Source organism: Catenulispora pinistramenti, assembly GCF_018274385.1.
Lineage (GTDB): Bacteria > Actinomycetota > Actinomycetes > Streptomycetales > Catenulisporaceae > Catenulispora > Catenulispora pinistramenti.
Genome location: NZ_JAAFYZ010000038.1, coordinates 47423 through 60950, shown reverse-complemented (window position 1 = coordinate 60950; position 13528 = coordinate 47423). Strand labels below are relative to the sequence as shown.

At 70.2% G+C, this 13528-nt stretch carries 14 protein-coding genes; 7 read left to right on the top strand and 7 right to left on the bottom strand.

The genetic code is table 11. The features are described from left to right. Positions 1-1117 precede the first annotated feature (1117 nt). Positions 1118-1678 (bottom strand): RDD family protein, encoded by a 561-nt coding sequence (locus KGQ19_RS14060; protein WP_212009567.1) that lies wholly within the window; start codon positions 1676-1678, stop codon positions 1118-1120. 149 nt (positions 1679-1827) lie between these two features. Here KGQ19_RS14060 and KGQ19_RS14055 point away from each other — a divergent pair, with 149 nt between their 5' ends. From KGQ19_RS14055 to ppgK, 4 genes are all read left to right on the top strand, one after another. Then, the gene (locus KGQ19_RS14055) at positions 1828-2271 is read left to right on the top strand and encodes a hypothetical protein (protein ID WP_212009566.1); all 444 of its coding nucleotides are present in this window, start codon (positions 1828-1830) and stop codon (positions 2269-2271) included. Next, positions 2272-3216: a TIGR01777 family oxidoreductase gene (locus KGQ19_RS14050; RefSeq protein WP_212009565.1), complete on the top strand. Its 945-nt coding sequence runs from the start codon at positions 2272-2274 to the stop codon at positions 3214-3216. A 10-nt stretch (positions 3217-3226) separates the two neighbouring features. Next, on the top strand, positions 3227-3940 hold the full coding sequence (locus KGQ19_RS14045) for a methyltransferase domain-containing protein (protein ID WP_212009564.1): 714 nt from the start codon (positions 3227-3229) through the stop codon (positions 3938-3940). An 85-nt stretch (positions 3941-4025) separates the two neighbouring features. Further along, entirely contained in the window at positions 4026-4766 is a 741-nt protein-coding gene (ppgK, locus tag KGQ19_RS14040) for a polyphosphate--glucose phosphotransferase (protein WP_307856417.1), read from the top strand. A gap of 57 nt (positions 4767-4823) precedes the next feature. Here ppgK and KGQ19_RS14035 read toward each other — a convergent pair whose 3' ends face one another. Continuing rightward, positions 4824-5405, bottom strand: a complete 582-nt coding sequence (locus KGQ19_RS14035) for a TetR/AcrR family transcriptional regulator (RefSeq protein WP_212009562.1) — start codon at positions 5403-5405, stop codon at positions 4824-4826. Between the two features lie 107 nt (positions 5406-5512). Between KGQ19_RS14035 and KGQ19_RS14030 the strand changes: the two genes are divergently transcribed. The 3 genes from KGQ19_RS14030 to KGQ19_RS14020 all read left to right on the top strand — a co-directional run bounded on the left by KGQ19_RS14030 (position 5513) and on the right by KGQ19_RS14020 (position 8342). Further along, on the top strand, positions 5513-6457 hold the full coding sequence (locus KGQ19_RS14030) for a zinc-binding dehydrogenase (protein WP_212009561.1): 945 nt from the start codon (positions 5513-5515) through the stop codon (positions 6455-6457). Positions 6458-6506: 49 nt separating this feature from the next. Further along, positions 6507-7259, top strand: a complete 753-nt coding sequence (locus tag KGQ19_RS14025; protein ID WP_212009560.1) for an SDR family oxidoreductase — start codon at positions 6507-6509, stop codon at positions 7257-7259. A gap of 114 nt (positions 7260-7373) precedes the next feature. Next, entirely contained in the window at positions 7374-8342 is a 969-nt protein-coding gene (locus KGQ19_RS14020) for an NADPH:quinone oxidoreductase family protein (RefSeq protein ID WP_212009559.1), read from the top strand. Between the two features lie 42 nt (positions 8343-8384). Here the strand turns inward: KGQ19_RS14020 and KGQ19_RS14015 are convergent, their stop codons facing one another. Genes KGQ19_RS14015 through KGQ19_RS13995 form a run of 5 tightly spaced genes read right to left on the bottom strand, consistent with a single transcriptional unit; the run spans position 8385 to position 13527 of the window. Continuing rightward, positions 8385-9722: an ammonium transporter gene (locus tag KGQ19_RS14015; RefSeq protein ID WP_212009558.1), complete on the bottom strand. Its 1338-nt coding sequence runs from the start codon at positions 9720-9722 to the stop codon at positions 8385-8387. A gap of 43 nt (positions 9723-9765) precedes the next feature. Next, on the bottom strand, positions 9766-11130 hold the full coding sequence (locus KGQ19_RS14010; protein WP_212009557.1) for an ammonium transporter: 1365 nt from the start codon (positions 11128-11130) through the stop codon (positions 9766-9768). 27 nt (positions 11131-11157) lie between these two features. Beyond that, positions 11158-12150: an urease accessory protein UreD gene (locus KGQ19_RS14005; RefSeq protein ID WP_212009556.1), complete on the bottom strand. Its 993-nt coding sequence runs from the start codon at positions 12148-12150 to the stop codon at positions 11158-11160. Continuing rightward, positions 12147-12767 carry an urease accessory protein UreG gene (gene ureG, locus KGQ19_RS14000; protein WP_212009555.1) on the bottom strand — a complete coding sequence of 207 codons (621 nt, stop codon included), beginning with the start codon at positions 12765-12767 and terminating at the stop codon, positions 12147-12149. The genes KGQ19_RS14005 and ureG overlap by 4 nt, the downstream gene beginning before the upstream one ends. A 46-nt stretch (positions 12768-12813) precedes the next feature. After that, positions 12814-13527 carry an urease accessory protein UreF gene (locus tag KGQ19_RS13995; RefSeq protein WP_212009554.1) on the bottom strand — a complete coding sequence of 238 codons (714 nt, stop codon included), beginning with the start codon at positions 13525-13527 and terminating at the stop codon, positions 12814-12816. Position 13528 lies beyond the last annotated feature (1 nt).

The window sequence follows — 13528 nt, the reverse complement described above, 5'->3', positions numbered from 1 at the left end:
CACCGGCACTGTAGGCGAAGCCCTGCCGACGCGACCGAGGGGAACGAACCGAAAACCAGCCGGAGAAATACAAAACGCAGGGAACGAGGACACCGGTTGGCTGCTGCGGCTGCCGGTGAGGGTGTGGGCGGCGGGCCGGTGGTCGGTTGGTCGGGAACATGCCCGGGTGCGGTAGGCGGCATGCCTTGGTGGCCAGGTCTATCTGTCATGCGGCGGCGGCGATCTCGGCGGCCAGGCGAGCCCGTGCCCACACCTGCGCCTGCGCCTGCGCCCGCCAGCCCAGAATGCGCACCTTCGGGACTGCTGCACTGCCAGCCCCCAGACCAGCGGCTGAGCTCGCCAGCCCAGAATGCGCACCTTCGGGACTGCCGCGCTGCCAGTACCCTGACTGGCGGCCGTGCTCGCCGAGCCGCCGGTACCGCACCCCCTGCTTTGCACTTCTCCGGCTGGTTTTCGGTTCGTTCCCCTCGGTCGCGTCGGCAGGGCTTCGCCTACAGTGCCGGTGGCCGGGGGTCAAGTTCGCGCCGTGCGAAACCGCCGCCTACCTGCACAACCGCCGCGCGCGGACTTTACCCCCGGACACCGGTGCTGTACCCCCCGGGCTGACGACGCGACCGAGGGGAACGGACCGCACCACCTCAGGGACCGCAGCCGCTGAGACTCACCCGGCCACCCGAGGGAACCGCGCTAGTTTCCCTGAGGTTGCCGAGGCCCGCCGGAGGCCCGGCCCTTCATCACAGCCCTTGACTTTGATCTTGCTTGTGGCTCTTGATCTTGCTCTTGATCTGGCCTTTGTCCTTGCTCTGACTTGCCGGAGTTGAAGAGGCCTGAGGTGGGGCGGGGTTGTGAACGCGAAAACCGGCAGCCGACAAACACACCCGCCGCCCCGAACCCCGAACCGGCACAACTATGACCGAAGGCCGTAAAAATCGCCTTTCAACCCACACCCCAACCGCAACCCGGCCCACAAACGCCAGCCCCAGCAGACTCAACCCGCCAACGGATCCCACCCGGCGACGGCACATCGCGAACCACATCGCGAACCACGTCGCGGACTCCCGAACAAAGCGCGAACTCCCAGGCAAACGTTGCCCGAAACGGCACTACCCGGGCTGAGTCACCAGTCCCGCTGCCAGCTATCGAGGGCCTTGCCCGGGTCGTGGACGACGACCGTGCTTCCCACCCAGTCGGGAATCGACTTGTGCTGCCTGCCGCTGACGAACAGGATGAAGGACACAAGGCCGGTGATGAAGCCGAGGATTCCTTGGGCGATACCGCCGACGACGTCGCGCAGGGCCATCGTGCCCCAGCCGGCTACCCGGTTGTCCGCCGGCTTCCAGCAGCGCATGCCGAGTACCTGCAGGGCTGGGCTGCGTCCCTTGCTCCAGGCGATCAAGCCCCAGATGACGTATCCGATCACGAGGGTGACGACGATCAGCACCAGGGACAGGAAGTAGGCCCCGATCCGTCGGCCGACGCTGGCGAGCTCCACGCCGTCGGGGAGGGTCAGCTCGGTGTTCGGGTCGTAGTGCATGCCCTGCGGTACGGCCGCCGGAGGCTGGGCCGGGTATCCGCCGGGCGGGACGGGCGGCGCCTGCGGAATGCCCTGGTAGCCGGGCGTGCCGTATGGGCCCTGTCCCTGCTCGGGCGGGTCGGGGTACGACGGCTGGCTGTCCATATTGCCAGCATATGGACGGGGAGTAGCCTGCTTCATGCTGAGTAGGCCACTTGAACGACCCCGCCCTGGTGTGCCGCCCCCAGCCCGGACAACCCTCTTACCAGGGCTTCGCCTTCTGTGACATGGGCCGATGGCGTACTGTGCCGATCGTGATCCTCGAAGCCGTATATCTCCTGCCGGCCGCGGTGTGGACCGGCTCCATGACCTACAGTCTCGCGGTTGTACAGCCTCGGAGTGCTCGGTTCTTCCGCGAGGATGACCAGCTGGAGGAGTTCCTCACGGTGCTCGCTCATGGCAATCGTTGGCGAGTCCTGGCGATGGCGGCGACCTTGATCGCCAGCGCCTCGGCGGTGATCGCCGTGGGCCCGTGGTCGGGGTCGCGGGTGGTCTACGGCATCGCGCTCGTCCTGGACGTGGCCGCGACCGCCGTGTTCGTGCACGTGTCGTGGCGCCACTGGCCGGCGCGGGTCTTCGCGCTCGCGCAGGAGCGTCCGGACTTCCGTCGCAAGCTGCGCAGGAGCGCACGGGCGATCTGGCTGCTGGTCGGGGCCGGGTTCGTGCTCACGCTGGTGGCCAGTGTCGGGCGCGGGTAGGTGCGGGTAGTCGTCGCCGGGTCCAGCGGGCTGATCGGCGGCGCCCTCTGTACGGCCTATCGGGCTGCCGGCCATGAGGTGGTCCGCCTCGTCCGTCGACCGGCACAGGGCCCTGATGAGGCACAGTGGGATCCGGGTCGCCCCGATCCGCACCTGGTCGACCGCGCTGACGTGGTGATCAACCTGGCCGGCGCGCCACTGGGCGACCGGCGTTGGGATGCCCGCTATCGCGAACTGATCGCGTCCAGCCGGATCGGCACCGCGTCGGCGCTGGCCGCGATGACGGCGCGGGCCGCCGCACCACCGCCCGTCCTGGTCTCGATGTCCGGGATCAGGTACTACGGCGTCGAGCGCGCGGACGAGGAACTCACCGAGGCGAGCGCGGCGGGAACCGACGGGTTTCTGCCGCTGGTCACCGCGCGGTGGGAGGCTGCCACCAGGCCGGCCACCGAGGCCGGTGTGCGGGTCTGTCACCTGCGGACCGCCTTGGTGTTGTCGGCGGCCGGCGGTTTGCTGCCGCGGCTGTTGACGCCGTTCCGGTTCGGCTTGGGCACGACCTTGGGGTCGGGGCGGGCCTATTGGAGCTTTCTTTCGTTGCACGACGCGGTCGAGGCTGTCCGCTTTCTAGCCGAGCGTCCGGAGGCCGAAGGCCCCTACAACTTGTCGGCTCCGGCTCCACTTCGAGCAACTGACTTCACCCGGGCGCTGGCTTCGGCCGTTGGCAAGACGGCGCGGTTGCGGTTGCCGGTGTGGGCGTTGCGTATCGGCGTCGGGCAGATGGGGCCGGAGGTGCTGGGCAGTTTGCGGGTTCTGCCCGAGCGGTTGTCGGCGGCCGGGTTCCGATTTCGTGACGCGGATATCGAGTCCGCGCTGCGGGCGGCGCTTCGGGAGCGGTCGGGCACGGGCACGGGCACGGGCACGGGAGATCCGGACACGGTCGCATAGTGTCATGGTCATGGCTGATGCGTTTGCGGGTGTCCGTCTGCTGGGGCCGCCGGAAGCTGACGGCGAGTACATAGCGTTGAGCGAGCACGATGTAGTGCACTTGCACGAGTACGAGCGGGTGTATGCCGTGCCCGGCCTGTACGAGTACGTCGTCCAGGAACGGCTGCGGTGCAGATCGCCGCAGGTCGCGGCGGAGGGCTTCCTCAGGACGGCCGTGCGGCGCGGGTTGGATCCGGGTTCGATGACGGTCCTCGACGTCGGTGCCGGCACGGGATTGGTCGGCGAGCTGGTGCGGCGCGGCGGTGTGGCCCGGGTCGTCGGGGTCGACTCGCTGCCGGCGGCGCGCGCGGCGAGTCTGCGCGACCGGCCGGGCGTCTACGCCGACTACGTGGTGGGCGACTTCTTGCTTGGTGACGCACTGAGCGTGGCGCTACGCCCCTATGCGTTCGACGGCCTGGTGTCGGCAGGGGCGTTCGGTGGCACGCATGCCACGCCGAAGGCGCTGGAGAACGCACTCGCGGTCCTGCCGGCCGGCGCGCCCGCGGCCTTCACCATCGATGAGCGGTGGCTGGCCGCGTCGGATCCGGACGGGTTCGGCGTCGCCGTCGAGCGGCTGGCGGCCGACGGCGCTCTGGTGGTGACGGAACGAACCCGGTTCCAGCACCGGGTCACGACGACCGGCGAGCCGATCTTCTATGAGCTCATCACGGGGCATGTCGGGTGAAAGCCCTCGGCGAAAGAACAGTTCGGGATGGACGCACCGCGCATCCCGGCTGCGGCCGTCGGCGTCCGGCTCTATCGTCGAGTCCGTGCAGATCTTCGGTGTGGACATCGGCGGGTCCGGGATCAAGGGTGCTCCGGTGGACCTGGACAGCGGAGAGCTCGCGGAGGAGCGTTACAAGGTCGCGACGCCGCAGCCGTCCGCTCCCGACGCCGTGGCTGACGCCGTCGCCGAGGTGGTCGGCCACTTCGGGTGGACCGGGCCGGTGGGCATGACGTTCCCGGGCGTCGTCACCGGCGGTGTCACCCGCACGGCCGCCAACATGGACAAGCAATGGATCGGCCTGGACACCCATGCGCTGCTCGGTGCCCGGTTGGGGCTGCCCGTGACGGTGCTGAACGACGCCGACGCGGCCGGTATCGCCGAGATGGCCTTCGGGGCCGGGCGGGACCGCGACGGCACGGTCATCTTGTTGACCTTCGGGACCGGTATCGGCAGCGCGGTCTTCACCGACGGCCGGCTCGTTCGCAATACCGAGCTCGGTCATCTGGAACTGCACGGCCGCGACGCGGAGACGCACGCCTCGTCCAAGGCCAAGGAGGACGAGAAGCTGAGCTGGGCGCACTGGGCGCGCCGGGTTCAGAAGTACCTGGCGCACGTGGAGATGCTCTTCTCCCCGGACCTGTTCATCATCGGCGGCGGCGTCAGCCGCGAGGCCGACCGGTTCCTGCCGCTCATCGAGGGGATCAGGGCCGAGATCGTTCCCGCCACGCTCCGGAACAGCGCGGGGATCGTCGGGGCCGCGATGACGGCGTCCAGAGCGCGGTGACTCCTCCCTTGTGGTTCCGCCGCTAGTTCCGCCGCGCCGAGGGCCGCAATGAGAGATTCAGTGGGCGACCCTGCCGAGCATGGTCTCCACGACTGAGCGGATCATGGCGTCGAGCGCCGACCGGTCGTCGGCGGCGAGTTTGCCGTCCATGACCAGCGCGGCCAGGCCGTGGACGAGGGCCCAGGCGCCGGTCAGGAACGCATCGTGCTGCTCGGCCGGGACGAGGGTGCCGACTCGTTCGGCGAGTACCGCCATCGTCTCGGCGGCGGCGGCCGAGGTCTCCGGATGGTTGCGGCTGCAGGGGTGCCCGAACATGAGTCCGAACAGCGCCGGGTTGCCGATGCCGAAGCCGACGTAGGCCTGGGCCATCAGGACGAACCTGTCCTCGTCCGCGGCCTGGGTGTCGGCGTGGATCAGCGCGTCGCGTAGATCATGGAATCCCCGGGTGGCCATCGCCGCCAGCAGCGCGTCCTTGTCCGGGTAGTGGCGGTAGGGCGCGTTGGGCGACACGCCCGCGCGCCGGGCCACCGCGCGCAGCGACACCGTCGAGGCGTCGCCTTCGGCCAGCAGCTCCAGCGCCGCGGTCAGACACGCGGCACGCAGGTCGCCGTGGTGGTAGCCGGGCTTCGATGTTGACACTGCACACATCCTCTCTTTAATGTGGGCATTGTACACATCCGCAGGTGAGGGCGGCTACACCGCGATCGGCGGCACGTCCCGGCCACCCCCGACGTCAGGAGATCGCCATGCGCGCCGCCACCATCCGCGACGGGAAGATCGTCGTCGCCGAGCACCCCGACCCGGCACCGGGCGCCGGACAGGTCCTGGTCCGCGTCCGCGCCGCCGGGCTGAACGGCGCCGACCAGGCGCAGCTGATCGGCCTGTATCCGCCGCCGCCCGGCTCCGGCGTCCCGGACGACATCCCGGGTCTGGAACTGGCCGGCGTGGTCGCGGGCATCGGGCCGGGCGTCAGCCGCTTCACGCTCGGGGACCCGGTGATGGCCCTGGTCGCCGGTGCCGGGCAGGCCGAGCTGGCGGTCGTGAACGAGCGTCAGCTGATGCCCGTCCCCGAGAATCTGGACAGCCCGCAGGACGGCGCGTTTCCCGAGGTGTTCTCCACCGCCTACGACGCGCTGTTCAACCAGGGCGGGCTCCAGGCCGGGGATCACCTGCTGGTGCACGGCGCGGCCGGTGGCGTGGGCACCGCCGCCGTCCAGCTCGCCGTCGCCATCGGCGCGCGGGTGACGGCCACCGTCCGCAATCCCGAGTCCCGCTCCGCGGTGGCCGCCCTCGGCGCGGACGTGATCGCCCCGGATGACTTCACCTCCGGCGGGCCTTACGACGTGATCCTCGAACTCGTCGGCGGCCCGAACATCGCCACCGACCTGCAGTCGCTGGCCACCGGCGGCCGCATCGTCGTGATCGGGGTCGGCGGCGGCTTCAACGCCGACCTCGATCTCATCGACCTGGTGTACCGGCGCGCCAGCATCGTCGGGACCAACCTGCGCACCCGTTCCCTGGAGGAGAAGGCGCTGCTGGCCCGGCAGGTCGAACGGCATGTGCTGCCGGCCGTGAGCGCGGGACGCGTTCACGTGCCACTGGCCGCGGCCTACCCGCTGGACCAGGTCGCCGATGCCTACGAGTACTTCGCCGGCGGCGGCAAGGTCGGCAAGATCGTCCTCACCTTCTGAGGCTTACCCGTCCGATGGCAAGACGCAGGATCGACAAGGGAAACCACTCATGAGCGTTCGCAAGCGCATACTCATCACCGGCGCCAGTTCCGGGCTCGGGGAGCAGATGGCCCGGGACTTCGCCGCCAAGGGACGCGACCTGGCTTTGTGCGCGCGCCGTACCGACCGCCTGGACCTGCTGCGCGAAGAACTCCTCGCCGCGCACCCGGGGATCAAGGTCGCGGTCCGGGCTCTGGACGTCAACGACCACGCGCGGGTCTTCGAGGTCTTCCAAGCCTTCCGCGACGACTTCGGCGGGCTGGACCGGGTCGTCGTCAACGCCGGAGTCGGCAAGGGGCGGCCGATCGGCACCGGCGGCTTCGAGGCCAATGTGCAGACCGCCCAGACCAACTTCGTCGCCGCGCTGGCGCAGTGCGAGGCCGCGCTGGAGATCTTCCGGTTTCAGCAGGCCGGCCACCTCGTGGTCGTCTCGTCCATGACCGCCGTAAGGGGCCTGCCCCGCAATCTGACGACCTATGCCGCCAGCAAGGCCGGGATCTCGGCGCTGGCCGAGGGGATCCGCGCGGACCTGGTCGGCACCCCGATCAAGGTGTCGACGATCCTGCCCGGTTACATAGCCTCCGAACTGAGTTCCCGCTCGGCGGACATGCCGCTCACGGTGTCGACCGAGAAGGGTGTGCGGGCGATGGTCAAGGCGATCGAGGCCGAGCGTGCGGAGGCGAAGGTCCCCGGCTGGCCCTGGATCCCCCTCGGCTTCGTCATCCGCCACGTTCCGCTGCGCTTCGTGGCCAAGATGGGCTGAGCCGGACCCCGGCGTGCAAGGACTTGTGGCTCGCCGTGGCCTACCTTGAACACCGGTGCCGTGCGGTCCTCAATGCCGCTTGACGCCCACCTACCGACAGGACGGATCCGAAGTATGCGCGCTGCACAGGTCACCCGGCTCGACGGCCCCGGCTCGATCGTCATCGCCGAGGTCGACGATCCCCGGCCGAACGACACCGAAGTCCTCATCGACGTGCACGCGGCCGGGGTCACCTTCCCGGACGTGCTCCTGACCCGAGGCGAGTATCAGATCAAGCCCGAGCCGCCGTTCACGCTGGGCTGCGAGGTGGCCGGGGTCGTCCGCCGCGCGCCGGCGGGATCCGGCTTCGGCGAAGGCGACCGGGTCGCCGCCTTTCCCGGCTTCGGCGGCTTCGCCGAACAGGTCGCCGTCGATCCCGGGTTCGTCTTCCCGCTGCCGGAGAACCTGTCGTTCACGGCCGGGGCCGGGCTCGCGATGAACTACCTCACCGTGCATTTCGCTCTGGTCCGCCGGGGCGGGTTGCGAGCCGGTGAATCAGTGCTCGTCCATGGAGCGGCCGGCGGCGTCGGAACCGCCGCCGTACAACTGGCCCGCGCGCTCGGGGCGCGGGTGATCGCCGTGGTGTCGACCGAGGCCAAGGCGGAGGCGGCCCGCCGGGCCGGAGCCCACCACACCGTTCCGGCCGACGGGTTCCGCGCGGCGGTGGCCGACCTCACCGGCGGCCGCGGCGTCGACGTCGTCGTGGACCCGGTCGGCGGCGAGCGTTTCACCGACTCGCTGCGCAGCCTCGCCGTCGAGGGGCGCCTGCTCGTCATCGGCTTCACCGGCGGCGAGATCCCCACCGTCAAGGTCAACCGGCTGCTGCTGAACAACATCAGCGTCGTCGGCGTCGGCTGGGGCGCGTACTGGATGGCGCGACCGGAATACCCGCGCGAGCAGTGGGACGAACTCCTCCCGCTGCTCGCGGACGGCTCGCTCGATCCGGTTCTGGGGTCGATCCACGACCTGGACAGCGCCTCGGCGGCCGTCCTGGAACTGGCCGAACGCGCCGCCGCGGGCAAGGTGGTCCTGCAGATCCGCTGATCGTCCCGCGGCGTCGGCGGTGAACGGATCGAGCGGGGCCGCCTACGTCCCCGAGGACGGTTTCGAGCCGTGGGCGATGACTTCTCGAAGCCTGGCCAGCACCGCGCCGGCTTCGGTCGGTTCCTCGCCGGTCCCGCGGATCGAGTCGGCCAGCCCGGCCAGTTGCTCGGACACGTCGCCCTCGTAGGCCTGTTCCTCGTCGATCGTGCCGCCGGGCAGGCGCAGCCCGACGGTCAGGTCGACGACCTTCCCGATGAGCGAGGTCATGACGAAGGAGAACAGGCCGATGGCGACGACGGCGGTCAGCTGCCGTCCGACCAGGGACCAGCCGCCGCCGGAGAACAGGCCCTTGTGTCCGGACAGCACGCCGGTGCCGGCCAGTCCGAGCATCACCATGCCGAACAGCCCGCCCCAGCCGTGGATGCCGACCACGTCCAGGGTGTCGTCCACACCCAGGCGGTACTTCCAGCTGACGGCGACGGCGCAGGTCAGGCCGGTCAGGAAGCCGATGATGACGGCCCAGGTCGGGGTCACGTCGCCGGCCGCCGGGGTCATCGCGACCATGCCGGTCACCGCACCCATGCACATGTCCAGCAGGCCGACCTCGCGCTTGCGCCACCAACTGGTGACCGCCCAGCCGATCATCGCCGCGCCCGCCGCCATCTGGGTGTTGACCAGGGCCATCGCCGCCCCGCCGGGGACCTCCAGCGAGGAGCCGGTGTTGAAGCCGAACCAGCCGAACCACAGCAGCGACAGCCCGATGACGACCAGCGGGAGGTTGTGCGGGCGGATGGGCTGTCGTTCGAAGTCCTCCCGCTTGCCCGCGACCGCGGCCAGGGCGAGTCCGGCGGCGCCGGAGCCGAGTTCCACGACGGTGCCGCCGGAGAAGTCGACCGCTCCGACCTGTTTGTGGATCCAGCCGTCGGGGTCGAACACCCAGTGCGCCATCGGGACGTAGACGAGCAGGGTCCAGAAGCAGACGAAGACCATCCAGCCGCGCATCGTCGCGCGGCCGGCGACCGATCCGCTGATCAGGGCGACGGTGACGATCGCGAACATCATGTGGAAGAGGGCGAACAAGATGGTCGGGACCGATCCGGTCCTGGTGGTCAGGCCGATGCCGATCATGAAGGAGTGGCTGAGGTCCCCGATCACCCCCGCGCCGCCGACGTCGGGGCCGAAGGCCAGGCTGTAGCCGATCGCGAACCAGATGACCGTGACGAACGCGACGCACCCGAAGCACATCTTGAGCATCGCGATGACCTGGCCGGTCTTGACCATGCCGCCGTAGAAGAACGCCAGACCGGGCGCCATCAGCAGCACCATGGCGGTGGCGACCATCAGCCACGCGGTGTTCCCGGTTCCGAAGTCACTGGTCATGAGCTGGCACCCTCATCCTCGTCCTTGTGCTTCGCTTCGTGGGTCACTTCTCCAGCTCCCGCTGGTCCAGGACCTTGACGACCTGTTCGAGCAGTTCGGCGTCGCCGGCCGCCGAACCGGTCCCGGTCCCGGCCCGGGCCGGTGCCGGTTCCGGCGGGCCCAGGCGCCGGCGGATCTGGTCGAGGGTCTCGGTGTCGTAGGCGATCTCCGCGTCCTGGCCGGGGACGTCCTGGTAGATCTCGCGGGTCCGGAACCCGATCGTCCGGTCGACGGCCTGCGCGATCAGCCAGGTCGCGAGGAACGAGAAGGCCCCGCAGGCCAGGACGGCCACGGCCTGCCGCCACAGCAGGTCCAGGCCGCCGCCGTAGAAGAGCCCCTTCTTGCCGCTGACCTGCGTGGTGGCGAACACGCCGATGGACAGGACGCCGACGATGCCGCCCCAGCCGTGCACGCCCACCACGTCCAGGGTGTCGTCGACGTGGATCTTGTACTTCATGTTGACGGCGAAGCAGCACACGACGCCGGCGGCGAAGCCGATGACCAGCGCTCCGACCGGGTCCACTTCCCCGCAGGACGGCGTGATCGCCACCATCCCGGCGACGGCGGCCGAGGCGACGCCGAGCATCTCCACCCGGCCCAGGCGCCACCGCTCGATCAGCGGCCAGCCGATCATCGCCCCGGCCGCCGCCAGCTGGGTGTTCAGGAACGCGACCGGGGCGACGCCGGCCGTTTGCAGGGCCGAGCCGGAGTTGAACCCGAACCAGCCGAACCACAGCAGGGCCAAGCCGATGACGACCAGCGGCAGGTTGTTCGGCCGCACCTGCCGGCGCTCGAAGTCCTTGCGCCTGCGCAGCGTGATGGCCACGGCCAGGCCGGCCGCACCGGAGTTGAGTTCCACCGGCAGGCCGCCGGCGAAGTCCAGCGCGCCCAGGTGTCCGGTGACCCAGCCGTCCGGGGCGAACACCCAGTGCGCCAGCGGCACGTAGACCAGCAGGGCCCAGATCACCGCGAACCACAGCCAGCCGCGCATCGTCGCCCGCCCGGCGATGGACCCGCTGATCAGCGCGACGGTGATGATCGCGAACGACATCTGGAAGCAGGAGAAGAGGATCGTGGGGACGCTGCCGTGCAGGGTGGTCAGGCCGATGCCGCGCAGGAAGGCGTGGTCCAGGTTGCCGATCAGGCCGACGCCGCCGACGTCGGTGCCGAAGGCGAGTGTGTAGCCGACCGCCAGCCACAGCACCGTGACGACCGCCAGACAGGCGAAGCTCATCTTGATCATCACCAGGACGTGCTTGGTCTGGACCATCCCGCCGTAGAAGAAGGCCAGGCCCGGGGTCATCAGCAGGACCATCGCGGTGCTGGCCAGCAGCCAGGCGGTGTCTCCCGAATCGAAGGCGCGCGGCATGTCAGGGCTGCTTCTCTCTGCTCGGGTCTACGATTTCCGGAGGTCCGGCGCGGGGGCACCGATCACCAGCTGGCGCACCGCGTCCCAGGCCCGGCGCGTCGCTTCGTTGACGGCCGGGGAGAGGTCGCCGAGAATCCGCACCCAGGCGCCGCAGTCGCCGGGCAGGACGCTGACGCCGTACCGGACATCCGCATCAGCCAGGGCATCGTGCAGGGTGTCGGCGACCGCCGCGGCGTCCGCGACCGCGGTGACGACGAAGAGCGTCGCCATGATGTCGTGCCCGCCGAGCACCGCGGGCCCGGTCACGCCGAGCCCGGCGGGCTCCAGGCGGACGGTGTCCAGAGCGAGGAGTTCACCGTCCGGGCGGCGGAATTCGAGGTCTGAGGCGAAGGCGTCGTAGCCGTGGCGCTCGCCCCGGGCGAGCCGTCCGGCCAGGACGGTCTCGCCGGCCAGGACCGTCGCGGACGGATCGGCGGTGATCACCGTGTGCTGATAGAAGCGGGATCCGCCGAACGGGATGATCGCCTCGGGCAGGTATTCGACGTAGGAGTTCGGTCCGGCCCGCAGGTTGACGATCTGCGTGGCGTAGTCGAAGTCCATGCGGTGGACCTTGGTCGCGGCCTGGGTGGTGAAGTGGACGGCGGTGTCCGCGCCGCAGTCCAGGTCGGTGCGCAGCCGGTCCGCTTGCAGGACCCCGCCGCCGGTCGACATCAGGTAGACGAACGCGAGGTCCGGGCGGGCCGGGTCGATGTACAGCGGCCTCATGATCTGCAGCGGCGACTTCTGGTAGTGCGTGACCAACTCGGAGCGTCCGCCGATCCGCTGGAAGCCGAGTTCCAGGACGCCGACCTTGCCCGGGCTTCCGACCGCCAGGGTGTCCGGGCGGCCGGCGTGGCGGAGCACCTCCGGCGGTACCCGCGCCGGTTCGTAGTGCTCGGGGCGGAGTCGGCGTTCGACGGACGGCGGCTGAGGCTGAGGCATCGGTGCCGCCTCCGGTCCGGCTTCGGCGGTCGCCGTCATGCCGGGACCTTGCGGAAGCTGTCGAGGAAGTCGGCGACGGCCTCCAGGCCCTGTCCGGTCAGGCAGTTGGTGAGCGCGACCGGTCGGCCGTCGCGGACCCGGTAGGCGTCGGACTCCATCACGGCCAGGTCGGTCCGTACGTACTGCGCGATGTCGACCTTGTTGATGACCAGCAGGTCGGACTCGGTGATGCCGGGTCCGCCCTTGCGCGGCATCTTCTCGCCCTCGGCGGTGTCCAGGACGAACAGGAACATGTCGACCAGGGCCGGGCTGAACGTCAGGGTCAGGTTGTCGCCGCCGGACTCGAACAGCAGGGTGTCGACGTCGGGGAAGCGGTCCAGCATCTCGGCGCCGGCGGCCAGGTTCATGGTCGGGTCGTCGCGCACCGCCGTGTGCGGGCACGCGCCGGTCTCCACACCGACGACCCGTTCGGGGTCCAGAACGCCGGCCAGCGTCCGGCGGACGTGTGCGGCGTCCTCTTGGGTGTAGATGTCGTTGGTGATGACCGCGGGCCGGTGCCCGCCGCCGATGAGCATCGGCACCAGGGCCTCGATGAGGGCTGTCTTGCCGGAGCCGACCGGGCCGCCGATGCCGACCCGCAGAACGCTGTCCGCCATGGGGATTGCCTTTCCTTGCTGGTTGCGATGGGTGGCCGGGTGCTGCTCAGCTGGCGAACAGCCGGGCCGGGGCTCGTTCGTGGCGTCCGGACATGACGTCGGCGACCGGGACACAGCCGCCGATGTCGGCCGGGTCGCGGCCGAGCGCGGCTCCGGCGACCTCCGCGATGACCGGCGCCATGGCGCGCAGCAGGACCTGCGCCTTGCGGAAGTCGGTCAGCCGCAGGCGCAGCGCCGCGCCGGCGAAACTCGACGAGAAGGCGAACAGATCGCCGGTCACCGCCTGCTCGACGGGGACTGCGGCCGCCGCGTAGGCGACGCCGAGCGCGACGGCCTGCGAACCCGGCGTGCGTTTGGCGGCGACCAGTTCGGCGTACCGGCTGATGCCGGCACCGTCGAGGACTTCCCCGGCCAGGTCCAGCAGCTGCCGTCCGGTGCGCGTCGAGGCCTGCCGCAGCTCCCGGTTCAGCTTGGTCGCGTGCAGCCGCCGGTCGGCGTCCATGACGAGGTCCCAGTCACCGCCGCGGACAGCCCGATGCGCCACCGCCAAAGCGGTGGCGTCGGCCGGGCCGACCGAGTGCCGCAGCAGATCGGCCAGCAGCGCCGGCAGCGATTCCGCCGTCACGGCCTTGGCCTGCGCGTAGCCCTCGAGCCCGTGCGAGAGCGTGTAGAAGCCGCTCGGGAACGCCGAGTCCGTGAGCTGGAGGCTCACCAGCAACGCGTCCAGGCCGGCCCGCGTTGTCGCCGTCGTCGTGACCATC

Excerpts from the sequence above, each read along its gene's own strand:
- KGQ19_RS14060 (WP_212009567.1), bottom strand. The coding sequence starts at position 1,678 with ATGGACAGCCAGCCGTCGTACCCCGACCCGCCCGAGCAGGGACAGGGC.
- KGQ19_RS14045 (WP_212009564.1), top strand. The coding sequence starts at position 3,227 with ATGGCTGATGCGTTTGCGGGTGTCCGTCTGCTGGGGCCGCCGGAAGCT.
- KGQ19_RS14030 (WP_212009561.1), top strand. The coding sequence starts at position 5,513 with ATGCGCGCCGCCACCATCCGCGACGGGAAGATCGTCGTCGCCGAGCAC.
- ureG (WP_212009555.1), bottom strand. The coding sequence starts at position 12,767 with ATGGCGGACAGCGTTCTGCGGGTCGGCATCGGCGGCCCGGTCGGCTCC.
- KGQ19_RS14020 (WP_212009559.1), top strand. The coding sequence starts at position 7,374 with ATGCGCGCTGCACAGGTCACCCGGCTCGACGGCCCCGGCTCGATCGTC.
- KGQ19_RS14005 (WP_212009556.1), bottom strand. The coding sequence starts at position 12,150 with ATGACGGCGACCGCCGAAGCCGGACCGGAGGCGGCACCGATGCCTCAG.
- KGQ19_RS14015 (WP_212009558.1), bottom strand. The coding sequence starts at position 9,722 with ATGACCAGTGACTTCGGAACCGGGAACACCGCGTGGCTGATGGTCGCC.
- KGQ19_RS14025 (WP_212009560.1), top strand. The coding sequence starts at position 6,507 with ATGAGCGTTCGCAAGCGCATACTCATCACCGGCGCCAGTTCCGGGCTC.
- KGQ19_RS13995 (WP_212009554.1), bottom strand. The coding sequence starts at position 13,527 with ATGGTCACGACGACGGCGACAACGCGGGCCGGCCTGGACGCGTTGCTG.
- KGQ19_RS14010 (WP_212009557.1), bottom strand. The coding sequence starts at position 11,130 with ATGCCGCGCGCCTTCGATTCGGGAGACACCGCCTGGCTGCTGGCCAGC.